This window comes from Janthinobacterium sp. NFX145 (genome assembly GCF_049810325.1).
GTDB classification, from domain to species: Bacteria; Pseudomonadota; Gammaproteobacteria; order Burkholderiales; family Burkholderiaceae_D; genus Janthinobacterium; species Janthinobacterium rivuli.
In genome coordinates this window covers 4,789,616-4,812,747 of the sequence record NZ_CP187360.1, presented here as the reverse complement: position 1 = coordinate 4,812,747, position 23,132 = coordinate 4,789,616, and the positions used below count along the sequence as shown (strand labels likewise).

Here is a 23,132-nt window from a genome sequence, read left to right as displayed (position 1 = left end):
GAAAGATTACCATAAATGCCGAAAGGGCCGTGGGTCGGCGCTTGAAAACGTTTTCACAAAAAACAACAGCAAGCCCGGCAGCCAATATTTTCGCCTTTTTCATAGGAGAACACGCGCCCCGGCATGCATCCCGCCACGCTGTCCTCAATAAAAATGACAACTTTTTCGGTTGACTTGATTTTCTTTGCGGTGTTAAATGGACACATGTTGTGAAAACGTTTTCAAGATAGAAGACGCTCAATAAACGGAGATGAAATAATGAAGTCAAGCATCCTTGGCGCCGCCCCACTGGCGGCGCTGACCCTGGCTGCCAGCGTGGCCGCCGCCCCCGCAGCCGTCCCGCCGGCCGCACCGTTGCCGGCGCTGGCCCCGGCCACGATTACCGTCGCCTCGTTCCCCGACCTCGACCGCGCCGTCAAGACGGCCTTGCCCCTGTGGGAAAAGCTGTATCCGCAAGTGAAGGTCAAGCTGGTCAGCCTGCAGATCGACGACCACCATAACTCGATGACGACGGCGCTGGCTGCCGGCGCGCGCCTGCCCGACGTGATGGCCATCGACTTCCGCTATGTCGGCAGCTTCGCCGAATCGAAGGGCATGGAAGATTTGCTGCAGCCGCCATACGGGGCAGGGCAGTACCGCGCCCAGTTCGTGCCATTCACCTTCGTGCAGGCGACCAGTTCGCGCGGCACCCTGGGCGCCATGCCGGCCGACCTGGGACCGGGCACGCTGTTCTACCGCAAGGACTTGATGGACAAGGCGGGCATCAAGGAAACCGATCTGACGCAATCGTGGGAATCGTATATCGCCGCCGGCAAGAAACTCAAGGCCGCCACCGGCACCTATCTGCTGGCCGGCGCCAGCGACCTGGCCGACATCTATATCCGCGCCAATTTGAAAGATGGCGAAGGCATCTATTTTGGCGACAAGGGCCAGGTGCTGGTCGACTCGCCCCGCTTCGTGAAAGCGTTCGAACTGGCCAAGGCGGCCAGGGTCGCCGGCATCGATGCGCGCACCGTGGCCTGGACGGGCGAGTGGGCCGAAGGATTCAAACGCGACAAGGTGGCCAGCCAGATGATGGGTTCCTGGCTCAGCGGCCACCTGGCCAAGTGGCTGGCGCCGGCGTCGTCCGGCCAGTGGCGCGCGGCGAACCTGCCGGCCGGCGCGCTGGCGTCCTACGGCGGCTCCTTCTACGGCATCCCGAAAAAGGCCGCGAATAAAACCCAGGCCTGGGAATTCATCAAGTTCATGACCGTCAACAAGGATATCCAGCTGCATTCGCTCAAAGAGATCGGCGCTTTCCCGGCCCTCAAGGCCGCGTATGCGGACCCGATGATGGACGAGCCGCAGCCGTATTTCGGCGGCCAGAAGACGCGTCTGCTGGCGCGCGACACGGCGGCGAAAATCCCCGTCATCCGCGTCGACAAGTTCGACGCCGTGGCGCGCGACATCGTCAACATGGAACTGGAAAGCGTGCTGGCGCAAAACAAGGATATCAAGACGGCCCTGGCCGACGCCAAGGCCCTGATCACCCACCGCGCGCGGCGCTAGGAGCAGCATGACTACCTCCATGCCTTGTACCGAGGGCGCGCCCGCTGCCGCTGCGGCGCGGCCCGCCAGGAAACGCTACAACATGAAGAAGTGGGCGCCGTATATCTTCATCAGCCCCTTCTTCATCCTGTTCGCCGTCTTCAGCCTGTTCCCGCTGCTGTTTTCCATCTATCTGTCGTTCAACCAGTGGGAAGCGGCCAGCGGCGTGGAAGCCATGCAGTGGGTGGGCCTGGACAACTACAAATACGCCTTGAGCGATCCGTGGTTTTTGCGCTCGCTGGGCAATACCGTGTGGCTGGCGCTGGCCTCGGGCGTGCCGCAGCACCTGGTCGCCATTCCGCTGGCAGCCTTCATCCACAACAGCTTCAAGCGCTCGCGCAACCTGGTGATCGGCATTTACTTTTTACCGTTCATCACGTCCAGCGTGGCCATCGCCATGGTCTTCAATACCCTGTTCTCGCGCGACTATGGGCAGATCAATGTGCTGATTCAATGGTGCGCCAGCCTGCCGCTCGTCGGCGGCCTGTTTCCGGCGGAATCGATCGACTGGCTGGGCAGCTCGCTGTTCATCAAGCCGGCCGTCGCCTTCGTGATTTTCTGGCGCTACCTGGGCTGGAACCTGGTGCTGTATCTGTCCGCGCTGCAGGTGATACCCAAGGACTTGTACGAAGCGGCCACCATCGATGGCGCGTCGAAACGCCAGCAGTTCTGGTACATCACCCTGCCGCAGCTGCGACCCATGATCTACCTGGCCGTGACACTGACCATCATGGGCAACCTGCAGCTGTTCGAGGAGCCGTTCGTGCTGGTGGCCGAATCGAGCGGCGTGAGCCAGTCGGTGATGACGACGGCCATCTTCGTCTACAAGACGGCGTTTTCCTCGGGCGACTTCGGTACGGCGTCGGCCATTTCCTGGCTGCTGTTTTTGATCATCGCCAGCACCACCTGGGTCAACAACCGCATTTTCAGCCGCAATGAACGCAATGAGCGCAAGGAGGTCCGATGAAAACCACCCGCTGGACGGCCTACGCCATGGTGGCCATCGGCGCCCTGATCATGGTCGCGCCGTTCTACTTCATGTTCGTCTTCGCCACGCATACGAGCGCCGAGATCTACAGCCTGCCGCCGCCGCGCTGGTTCGGCACGGCCCTGCTCAACAACCTGGAATTGCTGCAGGAGCGGCTGCCGTTCTGGCGCAATATCGGCATCAGCCTGTACGTGGCCCTGATGACGACGGCGCTGACCTTGTTCTTTTGCTCGCTGGGCGGCTATGCCTTCGCCATGTACGAGTTCCGCTTCAAGCGGCCCTTGTTTACCCTGGTGATGGCGTCGATGATCATCCCCTCGTTCATGAACATGATCCCGACCTTCATGCTGATGGATTTCCTCGGATGGCTGGACCAGCCGCGCGCCCTGTACGTGCCGGGAGCGGCCGGCGCGCTGGGCATCTTCCTGATGCGCCAGTACATCGGCACGGCCATTCCGAAGGACCTGATCGAGGCGGCGCGCATCGACGGCTGCGGCGAATTCGCCATCTACTGGCGCGTCGTGCTGCCGCTGATCGGTCCCGCCATGGGCACCCTGGGCCTGATCACCTTCATCAACTCGTGGAACAATTTCATCACGCCGCTGGTCGTCATGCGCTCGGTCGAGAACTACACGATCCCGCTGGCCTTGCGCAGCATGCAGGCGCCGAACAACACGGAATGGGGCGCGCTGATGACGGGCGCCGCCATCGCCGTGCTGCCGCTGCTGCTGATGTTTTTTGTCGCCTCGAAGCGTTTAATTGAAGGACTGACCCAGGGCGCCGTCAAAGGCTAGCACTTTTTTTCATCCACTTACACTGACATGACCACCATGCATAACGACGACACCGATATCAACTTTCCCGCCACCTTCACCTGGGGCGTGGCCACCAGCGCCTACCAGATCGAGGGCGCCGCCGCCATCGACGGCCGCGGCCCTTCCATCTGGGATACCTTCAGCCACACGGATGGCAAGATCATCGACGGCAGCAATGGCGACGTGGCTTGCGACCATTACCACCGCTACGCGGAGGACGTGGAGCTGATCGCCAGCCTGGGCGTGAACGCCTACCGCTTTTCCATGTCCTGGTCGCGCGTGCAGCCGACGGGTTCCGGCGCCTGGAACGAGGCCGGCTTCGACTTTTATGGGCGTTTGCTCGACGCCCTGGCCGCCAAGGGACTCGATGCCCATCTGACCCTGTACCACTGGGACTTGCCGCAAGCCTTGCAGGACGAGGGCGGCTGGCTCAATCGCGCCACCTGCTACCACTTCGCCGCCTACGCGGCCGAAGTGGCGCGCCGCTTCGGCCACAAGGTCGCCAGCATCGCCACGCATAACGAACCGTGGTGCACGGCCGTGCTGGGCCACGGCACGGGCCAGTTCGCCCCCGGCATGGCCGACCCGGCCGCCGCCGTGCAAGTGTCGCACCATCTGCTGCTGTCGCACGGCCTAGCCATGCAGGCGATGCGCGCCGTCAATCCGCCCGCGAAACTGGGCATCGTGCTCAATCAATGGACGGCCACGCCGGCCACCGACAGCGCCCAGGACCGCGAGCTGGCCGAACTCGAATATGCGCGTTCGGTGCAGTGGTATATGGACGCCATCTTCAAGGGCCGCTACCCGGCCCTGGCCCTGAAACACGTCGACGCTTCTGCTTTATCCATCTTTGAAAACGATTTCATAGATATCAAGCAGCCCATCGATTTCCTCGGCGTGAACTATTACACGCGTGCTTACATGAGCGCCGAGACGCCGCCGCGCAAACCCGAATGCAAGCTCGGTGTCAACGACATGGGCTGGGAAACCTATCCGCAAGGCTTGACGGAACTGCTCGTCGGCCTGCACCGCGAATACCGGCTGCCCCCCGTCTACATCACGGAAAACGGCATGGCCGTGGCCGACAAGCCCGTCGACGGCAAGATCCACGACGCGCCGCGCATCGAATACGTGCAGCTGCACCTGGACGCCTTGCGCGCCGTGATCGCGCAGGGCATCGACGTGCGCGGCTATTTCTACTGGAGCCTGATGGACAACTTCGAGTGGAACTCCGGCTACGCCAAGCGCTTCGGCATGGTCTACGTCGATTACGCCACGCAGCAGCGCAGCTTCAAGGACAGCGCCCTGTGGTACCGCGATTTCATCGCCGCGCAGCGCGCATCCCACGCCGCCGTCCTGGCCGAGGAGCACTGACATGGCCGCCATTTCCCTGCGCGGCATCCGCAAGACCTATGGCGACGGCCCGGAAATCGTCAAGGGCCTGGACCTCGATATCCACGACGGCGAATTCATGGTCTTTGTCGGGCCGTCCGGCTGCGGCAAGTCGACCCTGCTGCGCATGATCGCGGGACTGGAAGACATCAGCGCGGGCCAGCTGCGCATCGGCGACTTGCTGGCCAACGATGTGGCCCCGGCCGAGCGGGGCATCGCCATGGTCTTCCAGAGCTACGCCCTGTATCCGCACATGACGGCGCGCGACAACATGGGCTTTGCCTTGAAACTGGCGGGCAAACCGGAAACCGAAGTGCGCACCGCCGTCGGCAAGGTGGCCGAGATTTTGCAGATCACGCATCTGCTCGACCGCAAGCCGAAAGCCCTGTCGGGCGGCGAGCGCCAGCGCGTGGCCATCGGCCGCTCCATCGTGCGCCAGCCCAAGGTATTCCTGTTTGACGAGCCGCTGTCCAACCTCGATGCGTCCTTGCGCGTGCAGACGCGCATCGAACTGGCCAAGCTGCACCAGGAACTGGGCACCACGATGATCTACGTGACGCACGACCAGGTCGAAGCCATGACACTCGGCGACCGGGTCGCCGTCTTCCATGGCGGCCACCTGGAGCAGGTGGGCGCGCCCCTGGACCTGTACCGCCATCCGGCCAGCCAGTTCGTCGCCGGCTTCATCGGCGCGCTGCGCATGAACTTCTTGCCGTGCGCCGCAGTCCCCGCGCTGGCCAGCCAGCTTGGCGGCGAGGCGGGCATGCTGGTCGGCATACGCCCCGAACACCTGCGCCTGGTGCCGCGCCACGAAGGCTATGGCGCCACGGTGACCCTGATCGAGCAGCTGGGCGATGCGCAAATCATCCACGCGACCCTCGATAACAGTCCGCATGCGGTGGCCATCAAGCTGCATGGCGAGGCGCGCCACAGTCTGGCGCAGGGCAGCAGCATCGGCTTCGCGCCGGAAGAAGGCCATGCCTTTCTATTTGACACGGCCGGGCGCGCTGTGGCTACCCATTGACCCCGCACGGAGGCGACATGACTTCAGATTGACACCCAAAAAATGTGCAGCAATAGCCAAAGAGCTATGTGATCATCAATCAACCAGCGGTACAGGAGACAACAACAATGCAACAGCTCAAACGCAACACCATCGCCCTCAGCCTCGCGCATGCGACATTCGCCCAGTTCATCTTGCTGGGCAGCGGCGCCGCCATGGCCCAGGAGGCTGCAGCCACCGACGCGGCAAAACCGGCTGCCGAACAGATGGACCGCATCGTCGTCACGGCCACGCGCCGCAATACCTTCGTGCAGGAGACGCCGCTGGCCGTCACCGCCTTCAACCAGGACACGCTGCAAAACAACCAGGTCAAGGATCTGGCATCGCTGGCCACCATGGTGCCGAGCCTTGTCGTCGAACAGCATGGCGACTCGGGCGGCGTGCACGTCTACATGCGCGGCGTCGGTTCGGCCAACCACACGGAGCTGGGCGACCCGGCCGTCGCCTTTTATGTCGACGGCGTGTATTCGCCGCGTCCCCAGGGCGCCACGGCGCTGATGTATGACCTGTCGCACGTCGAGGTGGCGCGCGGACCGCAGGGCACGCTGAACGGCCGCAATTCGACGGCCGGCGCCGTCAACCTCGTGTCGGCCGCGCCAAGCACGGCCAAGTTCATGGGTTCGGCCGGCATCACGGTGGGCGACAAGCGCCATCTGCAGACGCAGGGCATGCTCAATATCCCGTTTTCCGACGACGTGGCGCTGCGCATCGCCGCCATCAAGGATAGCCATGACGGCACGGTGGACTTCCGCCGCGGCTCGAACGTCATGCCGGGCACGGCCAAGTATGGCGCCGGCGACCAGATGGGCGTGCGCGCCTCGCTGCTGTGGAAGTTCACGCCACAACTGCGCGGCACCTTCATCGCCGACTACTTCCTCGACCAGGGTGCCGGCAACGTCTACCTGGCGGCCGAACCGAAACGGGGCGAGAAGCTGCGCTCGGCCCTGATCGACACGCCGGGCACCCTGGACCAGTCGATTCTGACCTACAAGGGCAAGCTCAATTACAAGCCGACGGACGCGCTGGACTTCACGTACCTGGGCAGCTGGAGCCGCTACAAGCGCCAGAACAGCAACGATTCCGATGCCGGCCTGTTCCCCGGCTTCAAGTCGGAAAACCGCACCGACTGGGCGCAGTTCGACAGCTATTCGCACGAGCTGCAGGCGCGCTCGGACGACGATGCGCCGTTCCAGTGGGTGGCCGGCGTGTTCCTGTTCAATGAAAAGAACAAGGTGCGCTTCGATATCGACCGCAGCCAGATTTCGCAGGCGGCCGTGCAGCAGGATATCGCCAACGGCGCCGTGATCTTCGTGCAGCCGACCGTGGGCCAGTATGCGTCGTCGATGTCCTTCATTCAGGGCGACCGCCAGCTCAAATCGAAGGCCGTGTTCGGCCAGGTCAGCCAGCAAGTGACGGACCAGATCAAGCTGACGGCCGGCGCGCGCTACACGAAAGACCATAAATTCGACGTCGGCGGCAAGAACTGGGCTTGCCCGAACTGGCCCGCGAACGCGCCGCTGGGCACCACAGTGCTCAATCCCGATCAGCTGGCGCAACTGGTCAAGCCGGGCACGGGCCTGGCCAACACGCACAATATCGGCCCTGGCGGCGCCATCACGGCCGCCACCTGCGGCAATACGCCGGGCGACAACACGGCCGACCTGAAATATGGCCAGGCCACCTGGCTGGGCCGCATCGAGTACAAGCTGCGCCCGGACATTTTGCTGTTCGGTTCCGTGACGACGGGCTTCCATTCGCCGGCCATCGGCGATGGCGGCGCCACCACCAAGCCGGAAAAGCTGACCAGCTATGAAATCGGCTTCAAGTCGGACTTGCTGAACCGCGAATTGACCCTGAACCTCGACGCCTTCCTGATGAAGTACAAGGACAAGCTCGAGTCGCAGGTGGTCAACAGCGTGCTGGCCAACTTCAACGCGGCCGGCGCCACCGTCAAGGGCCTGGAAGCGGAATGGGTCTGGCGGCCAACGAAGGTCGACCGCCTGACGGGCAACGCCACCTGGCTCAAAGCCGTGTATGACGACTTCATGTCGTGCGACGTCGATGCGGCGCGCGCGAATGGCCAGTCCTGCGGTTCGACGGCGCCACTGGTGAACGTGGGCGGCAGCACCATGAAGCATGCGCCGAAGTTTTCCACGACCGTCCAGTACGAGCATGATTTCAGTGTCGCCGGCGGCCAGCTCACGCCGCGCGCCTCGGTGCACTATGAAACCATGTCGTATGTGGGTGCGGGCGCCTTCAACGGCGACGTGCCGGGCCACGCCGGCGTCAAGCGCCAGGAAGCCTACACGACCCTGGACCTGAGCCTGCGCTTCCAGCCGGCCAACAAGGCGTACACGGTCGAAGCGTTCGTGCAGAACGCCACCGACAAGGCGGTCAAGCTGGACGTCAATGAAATCTGCACGGACGTCGGCATGCCATGCCAGCCCACGCAGCAGATCTACGGCGCCTTCTACAACGCGCCGCGCACCTTTGGCGCGCGCGTGTCGATGAAGTTTTAATCAGGCCGTGTGAAAGGGCAGTTGCAGTAGCAGTCCACTCAGTAGGGAAGGTGTTGGGCCGGGGTTCTTCCCCGGCCTTTTTTATTCCAGCGCTTATTCCAGACTCGCCTGCACGCTGGCGATGCCGATCTGCGCGCTGCCTTCGGCCAGGCGCACATTGACGTTCTGGCGCGCTTGCAGCTGCGCCGGCGAGCGCACGATATTTCCCTTTTCATCACGCAGGATGGCATAGCCGCGTTCCAGCGTGCGCTGCGGATTGAGCAGCTCCAGCTGCGCCGCCAGGCCGTCGAGGTGGTGGCGCCGCTGGCCCAGTTGCTGCGCCATGGCCGCGCCGCTGCGCCGCTGCATGTCCGCCAGGCGCGCGCGCGGCGCCGTGACGTCGGGCCGCAGGTTGGCCCAGCGCGAGCGCAGGCGCTCCAGCGCGTACTGCGACTGGTTGATGGGCGCGCGCGCCGCATGCGTCATGGCCGTGGACAGGGCCAGCAGCTGCAAGCGCTGTTGCTGCAGCTGCGCCTTCGGGTTGAGCAGGCGGCGGCTGTGGCGGTCCAGCGTCTGCGCCGCATCGTCGAGGCTGCGGCGCATGGCGCGGCGCAGGTCGGCCGCATCGGCGCGCAGGGAAGCCATCCAGTCGGCGCGCGGCGTGGCCGCCAGTTCGGCCGCCGCCGTCGGCGTGGCCGCGCGCAGGTCGGCCGCGAAGTCGGCGATGGTGAAATCCGTCTCGTGGCCCACGCCGCTGATCACGGGCATGGAGCAATCGGCGATCGCATGGGCCACGGCTTCATCGTTGAACGACCATAAGTCTTCGATACTGCCGCCGCCACGGCACACGAGCAGCACGTCGCACTCGGTCCTTGTCGATGCCGTGCGGATGGCGTGCGCGATTTTTTCCGGCGCCTGCTGGCCCTGCACGGGCGTGGGGTACAGGATGATGTTGACGTGCGGCGCGCGGCGCTTGAGCGCGATCAACACGTCGCGCAGGGCCGCCGCCTGCGGGCTGGTGACGATGCCGATGCTGCGCGCGAACATGGGGATGGCGCGCTTGCGTTCCTGGTCGAACAGGCCTTGCGCGGCCAGCTTTTCCTTCAGGCGCTGGAACGCTTCATACAGGGCGCCCACGCCGGCGCGGCGGATGGCTTCCACGTTGATCTGGTAATCGCCGCGCGCGCCGTACAAGGTGACGAGGGCGCGCACTTCCACCTTGTCGCCTTCGCGCGGCGTGAAGCCGGCAAACTGGGCGCGGCCGCGGAACATCACGGCGCGCACCTGGGCGCCATCGTCCTTCAAGGTGAAATACCAGTGGCCGGAAGCGGCGCGCGTGAAGTTGGAAATCTCGCCGGCGATCCAGGTCAGGGGAAACGAGCGCTCGAGCAGGCGCGCGACGGCCTGGTTCAGGGCGCTGACGGTCAGCACGGGCGGGGCGGCAAAGCCGCTGTCAGTTGGGGTATCGGTCATCATCTGGTGCTATGGGGGAGGGAACTGTCCACATATTATCGGCGAGGTCATGCTTATGTCATATATCGTGCAAAACAACAAGTTCTATTTCTAAGTATTTGATTTCATGATGAATTCCCGGATGCCTGATTTGCGTGCACGGGGAAAAAAACCTTTAATATCAAGCACATCAGTTCAGCCCCTGCCACTTACGCACAAAGTTATCCACAGAAAGTGTGCGGAACTTTTTGCCTGGAACAAACATGGCCCGGCAAGGCAACATTGACCGATAAAAGTGCCTTGCTACATTTTTGCGCACGGAAATAAAGTGTATAGGAATCAAGCGCTTAGTATGCCATGCATGGCCTTGCGCACAATCTTATCCACAAAAAATGTGCAGAACTCTGGCACGGCGCCGGATATATCCACGGGAAGGCCCATGGCATCGCTTGCCTGAATTTTGCGCAGCATAAAAATAGCCATATAAATCAAGGATGTAGCGTAAGGCCGTGCGCCTTGCTCACAATCTTATCCACAGAATGTGTGCAAAACTGCATAAACCGTTTCGTGGCTTGTCCGGGTTTTCCACCGCGTGAACACGCCGAATTGCTGCCTCATTTTTCAGCATGGAAAAAAATCCCTTTAAAATCAAGGCACTTGCATGGAGTCAATCGGCTTGCTCACAATCTTATCCACACTTTATGTGTGGAACTGCGCTGGCGGTGGAAAACTGCCGTTTGGAAGTGCAATCGGACGTGGAAAACCCCGCTTTCCGACCTCTGCCACATTTTTATGCATGGCAATAAAAACGATATAAATCAATGTACTTGGCGCGTATCCTTGCGCTTGCACACAATCTTGTCCACAGATTGTGTGCAGAACTTTGACCGCCTGTTTACCGCCGATTGCGCGCCGGCTGCCACTTTTTTACGCATTGATTTAATCTCCTTTAAAATCAATGACTTGATTGAATTCCTCGGCTTTGCGCACAATCTTGTCCACAGTAAATGTGCAGAACTCTTGAATTCTTGATTTTGTGACATTGACTAATGGCGATGAGCTGCTATGCCTGTATTTTGCGCAGTGCAGTAATTCTCATGTAAATCAATGACTTGCATGCTGGACTTCATGCTTGCTCACAATCTTATCCACACAAAGTGTGCAAAACTGTGCAGCGGCAGCGTGCGCCCGACGCGCCGTGTGGACAAGTGCCATGCGGGCGCCACTTGCCGCCGGCGCGGCAACGCGCTACATTGCGCCATTCCCGCGCGCGCACCATCGCACTTCGGCGCTCGGTACAATACAGGCTGTTCGGGCGATTCACCGCCTTCCCTTTACCAGGAGTTCCTTTTGCTCGCTATATTTCAAGCCGCTGGCTGGCCCATCTGGCTGTTGTTGATCGCTTCCATCGTCGCCCTGGCCTTGATCATCGAGCGCCTGCTGTATTTGCGACGCGCCAAGATCCTGCCCCGCAAGCTGTTTGATGAAGTGGTGCAGGTGTATCGTAGCGGCAAGATCACGCCGGACACGGTGGCCAAGCTGGAAGACAATTCGCCGCTGGGCGTGGTGCTGGCCGCCGCCCTGCGCAACGTCGACGCGCCGCGCGAGGTGATGAAGGAATCGATCGAAGAGGCGGGCAGCGGCGTGGCCCACACACTGGAACGTTTCCTGACCACCCTGGGCACGATTGCCACCCTGGCGCCGCTGATGGGCCTGTTTGGCACGGTGGTGGGCATGATTGAAATCTTCGGTTCGCAAAACGCCAGCGGCTCGAATCCCGCACAATTGGCGCACGGTATCTCGGTGGCTTTGTATAACACGGGCTTCGGCCTGGCCATTGCCATGCCGGCCCTGATCTTCTACCGCCACTTCCGCGCCCTCGTCGACAGCTTCGTCATTGACATGGAGCAGCAAGCGGTCAAGTTCGTCGACATCGTCCACAGTGGCCGCAAATGAACTTCCGCAAAGGCAAGGGGCGTGAAGACCCCGAAATCAACCTGATTCCGTTCATCGACGTGCTGCTGGTGATCCTGATCTTTTTGATGGTCAGCACCACCTACAGCAAGTTTACGGAGCTGCAGATCACCTTGCCGACGGCCGACGCCGAGCAGGCCAAGGACAAGCCGCAGCAGATCGACGTCACCATCGATGCCAAGGGTAACTACACGGTCAACCGCGAACCGGTGTCGTTCCGCGACGTGGCCGGCCTGGCCGATGCCTTGCAGGACGCGGCGAAAGCGGCCAACGGCGGCAAGGCGCCCGCGCAGACGCCCGTCGTGGTGGTCAACGCCGACCAGTTCGCCATGCACCAGATGGTCATCCACGTGATGGAAGCGGCCCGCCTGGCCGGCTATGAAAAGCTGACGTTTGCGGCGCAGGCGGGTGGCAAGTAGGTCGGCTTAGCCGGAACGGCGTAAGCCGACACAAGCCGCAGCCAAGCATGTCGGATTACGCTGCGCCTGGCGGCGCAGCTAATCCGACCTACACCATTTTTACGTCTTCCTTCATGCCCACATCCTCCCCCGCCAAGCTTGAATCCACATTGACCCGCGCCTGGCTGACGCGCGGCCCGCTGGCGTGCGCGCTGTGGCCCGTGTCGCTGCTGTTCGGCGCCCTGAGTAGTGTCAGGCGCGGCCTGTACCGGGCAAACATTATCAAATCAGCGCGCCTGCCCGTGCCCGTCGTCGTCGTCGGCAACATTTTTATCGGCGGCACGGGCAAGACGCCGCTGACGATCTGGCTGGTGCAAGCCTTGCGCGACGCGGGCATGCGCCCGGGCGTCATTTCGCGCGGCCATGGCAGCGCCGACCGTTCGCCGCGCGCCGTCAGCGCAGCTTCCACGCCGCAACAGGTGGGCGACGAGCCGCTGCTGATCTTCCAGCGCGGCGGCTGTCCCGTGATGGTGGGGCGCGACCGCGCGCAAGCGGGCAGGGCGCTGCTGGCCGCCCATCCCGACGTCGACGTGCTGGTCACCGACGACGGCTTGCAGCATTACGCCTTGCGGCGCGATGTGGAAATCGTGCTGTTCGACGGCCGCGGCGCCGGCAATGGCTGGCTGTTGCCGGCGGGACCTTTGCGCGAATCGCCGCGCCGCCGGCGCGACGTGACGGTGATCAATGCGCCCGAGCTGGCGCCGGCACTCGTGGCGCAGGTGGCGCCAGCTGGTTCCCTGGTGGTGCAGATGCGGCTCGATGGCGGCGTGGCCGAACGCCTGGTCAAGCGCGGCGAAAGCATGCCTTTGGCGACCCTGGCGGCCAGCGGCCAGCGCATCGTGGCGGCGGCCGGCATCGGCAACCCGCAGCGCTTCTTTGCCATGCTGCGCGGGGCCGGGCTGGACTTCATGGAACTGCCCTTGCCCGATCATCACGACTTCCTCGACCAGCCATTTGCGGCGCTCGACACGGATGTGATCTTGATCACCGAGAAGGATGCAGTAAAATGTGCGCAAATTGAACATCTCAAAGATGACCCGAGACTGTGGGTCGTCCCCGTCAGTGCGCGCATCGATAGCGCGCTGGCCCAACAAATTGTGGAGAAATGTCGTGGACGCTCGACTGCTTGATATCCTGGTCTGCCCTGTTTGCAAGGGTCCGCTTGAACACGATAAGAAGGCGCAGGAACTGATTTGCCGCGCCGACCGCCTCGCCTATCCTATCCGCGATGGCATCCCCATCATGTGGGCGGACGAAGCGCGCACCCTGCAAGACGCAGTGGAATAACGATGGCGTTCATCGTCATCATCCCGGCCCGCCTGGCCTCGACGCGCCTGCCGGGCAAGCCGCTGGCTGACCTGGGCGGCAAGCCCATGGTGGTGCGCGTGGCCGAGCAGGCAGCCCTGTCGGGCGCCGCGCGCGTCATCGTCGCCACCGACCATGAATCCATTCGCGCCGCCTGCGCCGCGCATGGCGTGGAAGTGTGCATGACGCGCGGCGACCATCCGTCGGGCACGGACCGCATCGCCGAAGTGGCGCGCACGCTCGATTTGCCGCTCGATGCCGTCGTCGTCAACCTGCAGGGCGACGAACCGCTGATCGATCCGTCCCTGCTGGCCGCCTGCGCCGCGCAGATCAGCGCCGCCGTTCCCATGGCCACGTGCGCCCATCCGCTGCACGATGTGCTTGACGCATTCAATCCGAACGTGGTGAAGGTCGTGCTGGACAAGCACGGCCGCGCCTTGTATTTCTCGCGCGCCACCATCCCGTGGCACCGCGACGGCTTCGCGCAGTCGAAAGACAGCTTGCCCGCAGGCTATGTGCCGCTGCGCCATATCGGCCTGTATGCGTACAGCAATGCGTTCTTGCAAGAGTATCCGCAATTGTCCGCCTCGCCGCTGGAAGCCATCGAGGCGCTGGAGCAGCTGCGCGTTCTGTGGCACGGTGTTGCCATCGCCGTGCATGTCACGGACTCGGCGCCGGCCGCCGGCGTCGACACGCCGGAAGATCTTGCCCGGGTGCAAGCACACTACGGCGCCCTGTAAGCGCTACCCGTAAAACGGCAGGCGTGCAAATAAAGTTTTGTGCGCCTGCAGTAAAAACCACATTTTGAAACGTCTGCCGCGCGAATTGCTGGCTTTGATCAATCAGGGCATAGCAATTCGATAGCAAACTGGCGTTCCAGGGATTTTTTGTGGTAAGTTTCGTACGGAAAGATAGCCTTGGCAACACCATCTAAAAATAATTACACATACCACCATCCAAAATCTGTTTTTTAGGAACTTTTCAATGCGTCTGATACTTTTAGGAGCACCCGGTGCCGGCAAGGGCACCCAAGCTAATTTCATCAAAGAAAAATACAACATTCCACAAATCTCCACGGGCGACATGCTGCGCGCGGCGATCAAGGAAGGCACGGAACTGGGTCTGGCCGCGAAAAAAGTCATGGATGCGGGCGGCCTCGTGTCGGACGACATCATGATCGGCCTGGTCAAGAATCGCCTGCAGGATGCCGATTGCGCCAATGGCTACCTGTTCGACGGCTTCCCGCGCACGATCGCGCAAGCGGACGCCATGAAAGACGCCGGCATCAATGTCGACTACGTGCTGGAAATCGACGTGCCTGACGCTTCGATCATCGAGCGCATGGACGGCCGCCGCAGCCACCCGGGTTCGGGCCGCGTCTACCACGTCAAATTCAATCCGCCCAAGGTCGACGGCGTCGACGACATCACCGGCGAACCGCTGATCCAGCGCGACGACGACAAGGCGGAAACGGTCAAGAAGCGCCTGGACGTGTACCACAACCAGACCAAGGTCTTGCTCGGCTACTACAATGACTGGGCCAAATCCGGCCTGCCAGGCGCACCGAAATACCGCCGCATCGCCGGCGTCGGTCCGGTCGAGCAAATCCGCGACAGCGCATTTGCCGCCCTGGCGGAATAAGCAGTATTGAAAAGCGGACCTGAGTGTCCGCTTTTTTTGTGCCCGCGCTTCAGGCGGGCGCCGTATCGTTTTCGTGGTTCAGGTTTTTTGCAGGTCGTGTTTTCCTGGCTGCGCGTGCCTACCCGGTGCGGTCTGCAGCTGTTGGCAATGACGTCGGATAAAAACAGAAGGGGACGATATGGCAGCCAGTTTGTGGTTTGCGGTAGCCTGCGGCGTGGTCGCAGTCATTTACGGTTTGGTGTCGCGCAGCTGGATCCTGCGGCAGGATCCCGGCAACGCGCGCATGCAGGAAATCGCGCTGGCCATCCAGCAGGGCGCGGCCGCCTACCTGGCGCGCCAGTACCGCACCATCGCCATCGTCGGCGTGGTGCTGCTGATCGCCATCTATGCGCTGCTTGGCCTGCACACGGCGCTGGGCTTTTTGATTGGCGCCGTGCTGTCGGGCGCCTGCGGCTTCATCGGCATGAATGTCTCGGTGCGGGCCAATGTGCGCACGGCGCAGGCGGCCACCTTGGGCATCAACCAGGCCTTGAACGTGGCCTTCAAGGGCGGGGCGATCACGGGCATGCTGGTCGTGGGCCTGGGCCTCTTGGGCGTGACCCTGTTCTATTGGCTGCTGGTGACGACGGGCGCGCCCGGCCTGACCCAGCATGACCTGATCAAGCCCCTGATCGGCCTGGCCTTCGGCGCCTCGCTCATTTCCATCTTCGCGCGGCTCGGCGGCGGCATCTTCACCAAGGGCGCCGACGTGGGCGCGGACCTGGTCGGCAAGGTGGAGGCGGGCATTCCCGAGGACGATCCGCGCAACCCTGCCGTCATCGCCGACAACGTGGGCGACAACGTGGGCGACTGCGCCGGCATGGCGGCCGACCTGTTCGAAACCTATGTCGTGACCCTGATCGCCACCATGCTGCTGGGGGCCTTGCTGATGGCCGAGGCCAGCGGCACGGCCATCATCTACCCGCTGCTGCTGGGCGCCGTCTCCATCCTCGCTTCCATCGTCGGCTGCTCGATGGTCAAGACCAAGCCGGGTGCGAAAATCATGTCGGCCCTGTACACGGGCCTGTGGTGGGCGGCCGGCCTGTCCCTGGTTGGCTTCGCGGTGGTGACGTGGCTGCTGTGGCCCGACGACGCCATGCGCTACAAGATGCTGGGCGCCACCGTCGTCGGCATCGTCCTCACGGGGCTGATGGTGTACATCACCGAGTACTACACGGGCACCGACTTCAAGCCCGTGCGCCACATCGCCGAAGCGTCGACGACGGGCCACGGCACCAACATCATCGCCGGCCTGGGCGTGTCGATGAAGTCCACGGCGTATCCGGTGCTGGCCGTCTGCGTCGCCATCCTCGTCTCGTACCAGCTGGCGGGCCTGTATGGCATCGCCATCGCGGCCACGGCCATGCTGTCGATGGCGGGCATCATCGTCGCGCTCGACGCGTATGGCCCCATCACGGATAACGCGGGCGGCATCGCGGAAATGTCGGGCTTGCCCGACTCCGTGCGCGCCATTACCGACCCTCTGGACGCCGTCGGCAATACCACCAAGGCCGTCACCAAGGGCTATGCCATCGGCTCGGCCGGCCTGGCCGCGCTGGTGCTGTTTGCCGACTACACGCATGCGCTCGAATCCGTGGGCCAGCACATCACGTTTGATCTGTCGAATCCCATGGTCATCGTCGGCCTGTTCATCGGCGGGCTGATACCGTATCTGTTCGGCGCCATGGCGATGGAAGCCGTGGGCCGCGCGGCCGGCGCCGTGGTGGTCGAGGTGCGCCGGCAGTTCCGCGATATCAAGGGCATCATGGAAGGCACGGCGCGACCCGAATACGACAAGGCCGTCGACATGCTGACGGCGTCGGCCATCCGCGAAATGATCGTGCCGTCCCTGCTGCCCGTGGTGGTGCCCATCGTCGTGGGCATGCTGCTGGGGCCTGCGGCGCTGGGTGGCCTCTTGATGGGGACCATCGTCACGGGCCTGTTCGTGGCCATTTCCATGACCACGGGCGGCGGCGCCTGGGACAATGCGAAGAAATACATCGAGGATGGCCACTTCGGCGGCAAGGGTTCGGACGCGCACAAGGCCGCCGTCACGGGCGACACGGTGGGCGACCCGTACAAGGACACGGCCGGCCCGGCAGTCAACCCCTTGATCAAGATCATCAATATCGTGGCCCTGCTGCTGGTGCCGCTGCTGCCAGCCACGGGCTGGCTGGCGGTCAAGGCGCCGGCACCGATCCACGCGCCCGTGCCGCCCATCCTGGCGCCGGCGACACCGGTGCAAAGCTTGCCGGCGCAATAATCCGCGTCATTCCCAACAGCCCCGTGGCCCGCGCCGTAGGGCTGTTGGCGTTTGTAGCGCGCAACTCTCGGCCGTGCTTGCTGCTGGCGCCGGGATGGCTGCTTAGAAGCGCGACGTCAGGCCGACGAACATGCGCCGTCCCGGCACATAATAGTCGACCAGTCCATCGGCCATCGGGCCCTTCTTGAACAGGTTTTGCACGCCGCCACGCACGGTCCACTGCGGCGTGACCTTGTACGACACGACGGTGTCGACGATGGTGTAGGCCTTGTCGGCCAGCTTGCCCGCATCGAGTTCCTTGCCCGTGTACTGGGCCGATACTTCGCTGAACAGCTGGTCGTTGACTTGCCAGCCCAGCGCCGAGTACCACGACAGTTTTGGCGTGGAGAGCAGGTTGGCGCCCGTCGTCAGGTTTTTCGCTTCCGCCATGTAGGTGACGTTGTTACGCCAGTTCAGGTTTTTCGTCAGCGGGATGGTGGCCGTCGCTTCCAGGCCGCTGGTGCGCGCCTTCTGGATATTCGTCATCTTGGTCCACCAGCGCTGCTGGTAAAAGCCCAGCGGCGCATAGTCGATCTTGTTCTTGAAATCCGTGTGGAAGTAGGTCAGGCCCACGTCCCAGCCATTCTGTTCCCACGCCACGCCGATTTCGCCGGCCGTGCTCGTTTCCGGCTTCAAGTCCGCATTGCCGGCCATGTAGCAGGAACCGGTGACGTAGCCCAGCGGTTTCAGGCTGCCGCAACCGCGTCCGCCCGAATTGGTCGCCGCCGCCGGCGAGTTTTCCTTCAGGCTCGGGGCGCGGAAGCCTTGCGAGACTCCGCCCTTGATGGTCCAGGCGGGGGCAGGGTGGTACACCAGGTACAGGCGCGGGCTGTAGTGGTTGCCGAACTTGCTGTGGTGATCGAGGCGCAGGCCGGCCGTGGCCGTCAGGTTGTCGCGCAGGAACAGCTGATCTTCCGCAAACAGGGCCGACGTGGTGCCGGACAAGGTCGCGCCACTCACGGTGTTGCCCAGGTAATCGGTGGGCACGGTGCCGATGGTATTCGTGTTCGTCAGTTCCTGGTGCTTCCACTGGCCGCCCATCACCAGCATCTGTTCGATGCCGCCCCAGCCGACCCGTTTTTCCAGGCTGGCGTCGAGCGTGCTGTCCTTGGACTTCGCCACCGTGCCGACGTCCTGGTTATCGAAGTCGTTGTGATACAGGTTGACCGTGGTCTTGCCGAAGTCCCAGCGGCCTTCGTAGCCGAGGCTGACGCTCTTGCGTATCAGCTTGTTGGCACCCCAGCTGTCGACCAGCGGTTCGCCGTCCGCATCACGCGCGCTCGAAGTGCTGGCTTCCTGCCTGCCATAGCTGGCGTCCAGCGACAGGTTCTGTTTCTTGCCCAGCGCCCAGGTCAGCTGGCCCGAGACGGTCTGGTTGCGCTCGCCGCCCATGCTGCCCGCTTTGTCGAAGAATTTTTCATCGGGATTCTGGCGCGTCTGGCTCACGCCCAGGCGCATGCCGACCGTGTCCGACAGGGGACCGGCCAGGTTTACGCCCAGCTGGTGCGCCGTGCCGCGGCCGCTGTCCTGCGGCTGCGTGTAGTTGGCCGTGGCCGAACCGTTCCACTTGCCAGGCACCTTGCGCGTAATGATGTTGATCACGCCGCCCATGGCGTCCGAGCCGTACAGCGAGGACATGGGGCCGCGCACCACTTCGATACGTTCGATCATGTCGGGCGAAATCCAGTTCAAGTCCTGGCGGCCCAAATCCGGACGGTACGCCGTGTCGGCCGAGCTGCCCACGCGCTTGCCATCGACCAGGATCAAGGTGTATTTGTCGGGCAAGCCGCGCAGCTTGATCTTCGACGCTTCGTCTTCGGTGCCGGTGCCGCCCGTCACGCCGGGGATGCGGCGCAGCAGGGTGTTGAGGTCATACACGGGCTGGCGCTCGATTTCCTCGCGCGTGATGACGCTGATGCTGGCCGGCGCATCCTTGATGTCGATGGCCGTGCCGGAGGCGGTGACGACCACCGTGTTCATGGTGGGATCGGCGGCCACATTGCCTTCGGCCCAGGCGCTGCTGACGGCCAGCGACAGCAGGCAGGGCAGGAGCAGGGCGGCGGAATGCATGGAGCGGACGGGAGTGGGAACGGGGGCTGCAAAGGTTGCGAAAGCGGGACTACGCTTGGTCATGGTGAACTTTCCGGATGTTGTTATTTCCTGGCTGCCTTCCGGGTGGCTCGGGTATGAATGAAAAGAGAATAAACTGCGCTCGAATTCCGATAATGAGAATAAGAATCGTTCTTATTGTAATGCCATGCTGGCAAGAAAGAAAGTAATGAGAGGAAATAAAACACCGTTGCAACATGTGCATGGTATCTGGCGCCGTGTGTGCCAATAATGAAAGCGGTAAGATCGATGCGTGGGAGGTGGCATGAAGACGATGATAAAAACCATACCGGCGCTGGCCTGCGCCATCGTGCTCGCTGGCGGCCATGCCTGGGCGCAAGAGCCGGCGGCGCCTGCTGAATCCTTGCCTGAGCCTTTGCCCGTGTGCCAGCTCGACCCGCGCGACAGCGGCAAGCTGGCCGTGGAGCCATGCCGCCCGGCGCCGCCCGTGCAGCCGCGCCGTTCCGTGGCACAGGTGATCGGCCGCATGCCGGCCCAGCCTGCGCCTCCGGTCGTGCCCATGGCGCCCCTGCCGCCCAGCCCGGCCGTGCCGATGCCGCGCGCGCCGCAGCCCATCGGCGCATGCGACACGGGCGGTTGCCTCGATGCGGCCGGCGCGCGCTACAACGGCGCGGGCAACGCCACGCTCGACGCCAATGGGCGCATCTGCCACCGCAACGGCGCATTCATCCAGTGTTTTTAACCCTGCCATTGGCTGGTGTTGCAAGTTTTCGCTCGGTGAGCGTAAAAATGGCTACAATTGTCGCCGACGTTACGTTTACGTAAACGTAACTATGGCACCATGCAACCATCAGGCGCCGGGAACACGGCCCTCATCACTCAGGAGATTTCATGCAGATTCAGGACAATGTATTCATCATCACGGGCGGCGCATCGGGCTTGGGCGCGGCCACGGCGCGCATGCTGACGGCGGCTGGCGGCAAGGTCGTGCTGGCCGACGTGCAGACGGAGGCGGGCCAGGCGCTGGCCGCGGAACTGAACGGCGTGTTCGTGCAGTGCGACGTGACGTCGGAAGAAGACGGCATGGCCGTGGTGGCGGCGGCGACCAAGCTCGGTACCTTGCGCGGCCTGGTCAACTGCGCCGGCGTGGCGCCGGCCGTGAAAACCGTGGGCAAGGATGGCCCGCATCCGCTGGCCCTGTTCCAGAAAGTCGTCAACATCAACCTGGTCGGCACTTTCAATATGTGCCGCCTGACGGCCGACGCCATGGCCAAGCAGGATGCCACCGCTGAAGGCGAGCGCGGCGTCATCATCAACACGGCGTCCGTGGCGGCCTACGATGGCCAGATCGGCCAGGCCGCGTATGCGTCGTCGAAGGCGGCCGTGGTGGGACTGACCCTGCCGATGGCGCGCGATTTGTCGCGCAACGGCATCCGCGTGATGACGGTGGCGCCCGGCATTTTCGAAACGCCGATGTTGCTGGGCATGCCGGCCGAAGTGCAGGATGCGCTGGGCAAGATGGTGCCGTTCCCATCGCGCCTGGGCAAGCCAGGCGAATACGCGCAACTGGTGAAAGCCATCGTGGAAAACGTCATGCTCAATGGTGAAACGATACGTTTAGATGGCGCCATCCGCATGCAGCCAAAGTAAGTTGGGCGTGATTTGATGTAGGATACCCCCGTATGGGGCGTACAGCCTTGCTCGGCTGTGCGCCCTTTTTTTATCGGAGAATCCATGATCACATTGAAGCCGCTGGCGCTGAGCCTGACCTTGCTGGGAGCCCTCGCTGCCAGTCCCGTATTTGCCGAGGCGCCGCAAAAGGCGCCGGAAATCGCCACCGCGTATGCGGAAAAATCGGGTTGGGCGGCGCAGAAATTCATGGTCGCCGCCGCCAATCCGCTGGCCGCCGATGCTGGCTACCAGATGCTGAAACAGGGCGGCAGCGCCATCGACGCGGCCATCGCCACGCAGCTGGTGCTGACCCTGGTCGAGCCGCAATCGTCGGGCATCGGCGGCGGCGCCTTCTTGCTGTACTCGACCGCCAAGGGCGTGCAGGCGTTCGACGGGCGCGAAACGGCGCCTGCCGCCGCCGATGAACACCTGTTCCAGAATGCGGACGGCAGCCCCGTCTCGCGCGCCACGGGCGTGGTGGGCGGGCGTTCCGTGGGCGCGCCCGGCGTGCTGCGCATGCTCGAACTGGCGCACAAGGAACACGGCAAGCTGCCGTGGGCCACCCTGTTCGGCCCCGCCATCAAGCTGGCGCACGGCGGCTTTCCCGTCAGCCAGCGCCTCAACGGCTTGCTGAACTGGGATCAGGCCCTGAAGCGCGATCCCGTCGCTGCCGCCTATTTCTATGACAAAGAGGGCAAGGCCTGGCCCGTCGGCCACGTGCTGAAGAATCCGGAACTGACGCGCACCCTGCGCGAGATCGCCCGTGGCGGCGCCGACGCTTTTTACAACGGCCGCATCGCGCGCGACATCGCCGCCAAGGTGGCGTCGCATCCGAGCAATCCGGGCAAGCTGACGGCGACCGACATCGCTGGCTACCGGGCCAAGGTGCGTGAACCCGTCTGCAGCGATTACAAGGCCTGGACCGTATGCGGCATGCCGCCGCCATCGTCGGGCGGCATCGCCATCGCGCAGATGCTGGGCATGCTGGAAGTGAAGGATATCCGCCCGTATGCACCCGTCGACGGCGTGCTCGATGCGCAAGCGATTCACCTGTTCTCGGAAGCGGGGCGCCTGGCCTACGCGGACCGCAACCGCTACGTGGCCGACACGGACTTTGTGCCGCTGCCGGGCAATGGCGTCGCCTCGATGCTCGATAAAACCTACCTGGCGCAGCGCGCCGCGCTGATCGGCGACAAATCCATGGTGAAAGCCTTGCCCGGCACGCCGCCCGGCATGCAGGTGGCGTGGGGCATGGACAACGCCTTGCAGCGCCCGTCGACGTCGCACCTGGTGGCCGTCGACGCGTTTGGGGGCGGCCTGTCGATGACCACCAGCGTGGAAGACGCGTTCGGTTCGCGCCAGATGGTCGACGGCTTTTTGCTCAATAACCAGCTGACGGATTTCTCGTTCGATTCGCGCGATGCGGACGGCCCGATCGCCAACCGCGTCGAAGCGGGCAAGCGTCCGCGCAGCGCCATGTCGCCCACCCTCGTGTTCGAGAAAGGCACGCACAAACTGGTGCTGGCGACGGGTTCGCCCGGCGGCTCGTCCATCATCAACTATGTCGCCAAGGTCCTGGTCGGCACCATGGACTGGGGCCTGAACGTGCAGCAGGCGATCAGCCTGCCGAACTTCGGCAGCCGCAACGGTCCGACGGAACTGGAAAAGGGCCGCGCGCCGGCAGCCCAAGTCGAGGCGCTGCAGGCCATGGGCCACGAGGTGCGCGTGATCGAGCAGAACTCGGGCTTGCAGGGCATCATGCGCCTGAATGCGCATGGCAAGGATTTCTGGTTTGGGGGTGCGGATCCACGCAGGGAGGGCATGGTACGCGGAGATTAATCACCCCCGAATCTTTTCCACAAAGCATCCAGACCCTG

The 23,132-nt window shown here is 63.2% G+C and carries 18 protein-coding genes; 16 read left to right on the top strand and 2 right to left on the bottom strand.

What is annotated here, in order from left to right; genetic code table 11:
* Window positions 1-258 precede the first annotated feature (258 nt).
* The 6 genes from ACPJXG_RS21470 to ACPJXG_RS21445 all read left to right on the top strand — a co-directional run bounded on the left by ACPJXG_RS21470 (window position 259) and on the right by ACPJXG_RS21445 (window position 8,364).
* Window positions 259-1,548, top strand: a complete 1,290-nt coding sequence (locus ACPJXG_RS21470; RefSeq protein ID WP_425252280.1) for an extracellular solute-binding protein — start codon at window positions 259-261, stop codon at window positions 1,546-1,548.
* 7 nt (window positions 1,549-1,555) lie between these two features.
* Entirely contained in the window at window positions 1,556-2,554 is a 999-nt protein-coding gene (locus ACPJXG_RS21465) for a carbohydrate ABC transporter permease (protein ID WP_035825745.1), read from the top strand.
* On the top strand, window positions 2,551-3,369 hold the full coding sequence (locus ACPJXG_RS21460) for a carbohydrate ABC transporter permease (protein WP_034751746.1): 819 nt from the start codon (window positions 2,551-2,553) through the stop codon (window positions 3,367-3,369). The genes ACPJXG_RS21465 and ACPJXG_RS21460 overlap by 4 nt, the downstream gene beginning before the upstream one ends.
* 27 nt (window positions 3,370-3,396) lie before the next feature.
* On the top strand, window positions 3,397-4,764 hold the full coding sequence (locus ACPJXG_RS21455; protein WP_425252279.1) for a GH1 family beta-glucosidase: 1,368 nt from the start codon (window positions 3,397-3,399) through the stop codon (window positions 4,762-4,764).
* Window position 4,765: 1 nt separating this feature from the next.
* The gene (locus ACPJXG_RS21450) at window positions 4,766-5,806 is read left to right on the top strand and encodes an ABC transporter ATP-binding protein (RefSeq protein WP_425252278.1); all 1,041 of its coding nucleotides are present in this window, start codon (window positions 4,766-4,768) and stop codon (window positions 5,804-5,806) included.
* A 107-nt stretch (window positions 5,807-5,913) separates the two neighbouring features.
* Window positions 5,914-8,364 carry a TonB-dependent receptor gene (locus ACPJXG_RS21445; protein ID WP_035825753.1) on the top strand — a complete coding sequence of 817 codons (2,451 nt, stop codon included), beginning with the start codon at window positions 5,914-5,916 and terminating at the stop codon, window positions 8,362-8,364.
* Window positions 8,365-8,457: 93 nt separating this feature from the next.
* On the opposite strand, the gene xseA is transcribed toward ACPJXG_RS21445, so the two are convergent.
* Window positions 8,458-9,819, bottom strand: coding sequence for an exodeoxyribonuclease VII large subunit (gene xseA / locus ACPJXG_RS21440; protein ID WP_425252277.1), 1,362 nt, complete (start codon window positions 9,817-9,819; stop codon window positions 8,458-8,460).
* A 1,326-nt stretch (window positions 9,820-11,145) separates the two neighbouring features.
* Between xseA and ACPJXG_RS21435 the strand changes: the two genes are divergently transcribed.
* The 7 genes from ACPJXG_RS21435 (at window position 11,146) to ACPJXG_RS21405 (ending at window position 17,475) form a co-directional block, all read left to right on the top strand.
* On the top strand, window positions 11,146-11,751 hold the full coding sequence (locus ACPJXG_RS21435) for a MotA/TolQ/ExbB proton channel family protein (RefSeq protein WP_425252276.1): 606 nt from the start codon (window positions 11,146-11,148) through the stop codon (window positions 11,749-11,751).
* A complete protein-coding gene (locus ACPJXG_RS21430; RefSeq protein WP_215409757.1) occupies window positions 11,748-12,188 on the top strand; it encodes an ExbD/TolR family protein in 441 nt (146 codons plus the stop codon). The genes ACPJXG_RS21435 and ACPJXG_RS21430 overlap by 4 nt, the downstream gene beginning before the upstream one ends.
* A 113-nt stretch (window positions 12,189-12,301) precedes the next feature.
* Window positions 12,302-13,357, top strand: coding sequence for a tetraacyldisaccharide 4'-kinase (gene lpxK, locus ACPJXG_RS21425; RefSeq protein ID WP_425252275.1), 1,056 nt, complete (start codon window positions 12,302-12,304; stop codon window positions 13,355-13,357).
* Window positions 13,338-13,514, top strand: coding sequence for a Trm112 family protein (locus tag ACPJXG_RS21420; protein ID WP_010395789.1), 177 nt, complete (start codon window positions 13,338-13,340; stop codon window positions 13,512-13,514). The genes lpxK and ACPJXG_RS21420 overlap by 20 nt, the downstream gene beginning before the upstream one ends.
* A 2-nt stretch (window positions 13,515-13,516) precedes the next feature.
* Window positions 13,517-14,272 carry a 3-deoxy-manno-octulosonate cytidylyltransferase gene (gene kdsB / locus ACPJXG_RS21415; RefSeq protein WP_035825770.1) on the top strand — a complete coding sequence of 252 codons (756 nt, stop codon included), beginning with the start codon at window positions 13,517-13,519 and terminating at the stop codon, window positions 14,270-14,272.
* 244 nt (window positions 14,273-14,516) lie between these two features.
* Window positions 14,517-15,173, top strand: a complete 657-nt coding sequence (adk, locus tag ACPJXG_RS21410; protein WP_035825772.1) for an adenylate kinase — start codon at window positions 14,517-14,519, stop codon at window positions 15,171-15,173.
* 178 nt (window positions 15,174-15,351) lie between these two features.
* On the top strand, window positions 15,352-17,475 hold the full coding sequence (locus ACPJXG_RS21405) for a sodium-translocating pyrophosphatase (protein ID WP_035825774.1): 2,124 nt from the start codon (window positions 15,352-15,354) through the stop codon (window positions 17,473-17,475).
* Window positions 17,476-17,577: 102 nt separating this feature from the next.
* Here ACPJXG_RS21405 and ACPJXG_RS21400 read toward each other — a convergent pair whose 3' ends face one another.
* Window positions 17,578-19,647 carry a TonB-dependent receptor domain-containing protein gene (locus ACPJXG_RS21400; RefSeq protein ID WP_425252274.1) on the bottom strand — a complete coding sequence of 690 codons (2,070 nt, stop codon included), beginning with the start codon at window positions 19,645-19,647 and terminating at the stop codon, window positions 17,578-17,580.
* 241 nt (window positions 19,648-19,888) lie between these two features.
* On the opposite strand from ACPJXG_RS21400, the gene ACPJXG_RS21395 reads away from it, so the two are divergent.
* From ACPJXG_RS21395 to ggt, 3 genes are all read left to right on the top strand, one after another.
* Window positions 19,889-20,326, top strand: a complete 438-nt coding sequence (locus ACPJXG_RS21395; RefSeq protein ID WP_425252273.1) for a hypothetical protein — start codon at window positions 19,889-19,891, stop codon at window positions 20,324-20,326.
* Window positions 20,327-20,475: 149 nt separating this feature from the next.
* Window positions 20,476-21,234, top strand: a complete 759-nt coding sequence (locus ACPJXG_RS21390; RefSeq protein WP_425252272.1) for a 3-hydroxyacyl-CoA dehydrogenase — start codon at window positions 20,476-20,478, stop codon at window positions 21,232-21,234.
* Between the two features lie 84 nt (window positions 21,235-21,318).
* Window positions 21,319-23,094 (top strand): gamma-glutamyltransferase, encoded by a 1,776-nt coding sequence (ggt, locus tag ACPJXG_RS21385; RefSeq protein ID WP_425252271.1) that lies wholly within the window; start codon window positions 21,319-21,321, stop codon window positions 23,092-23,094.
* The last annotated feature ends 38 nt before the right edge of the window (window positions 23,095-23,132 follow it).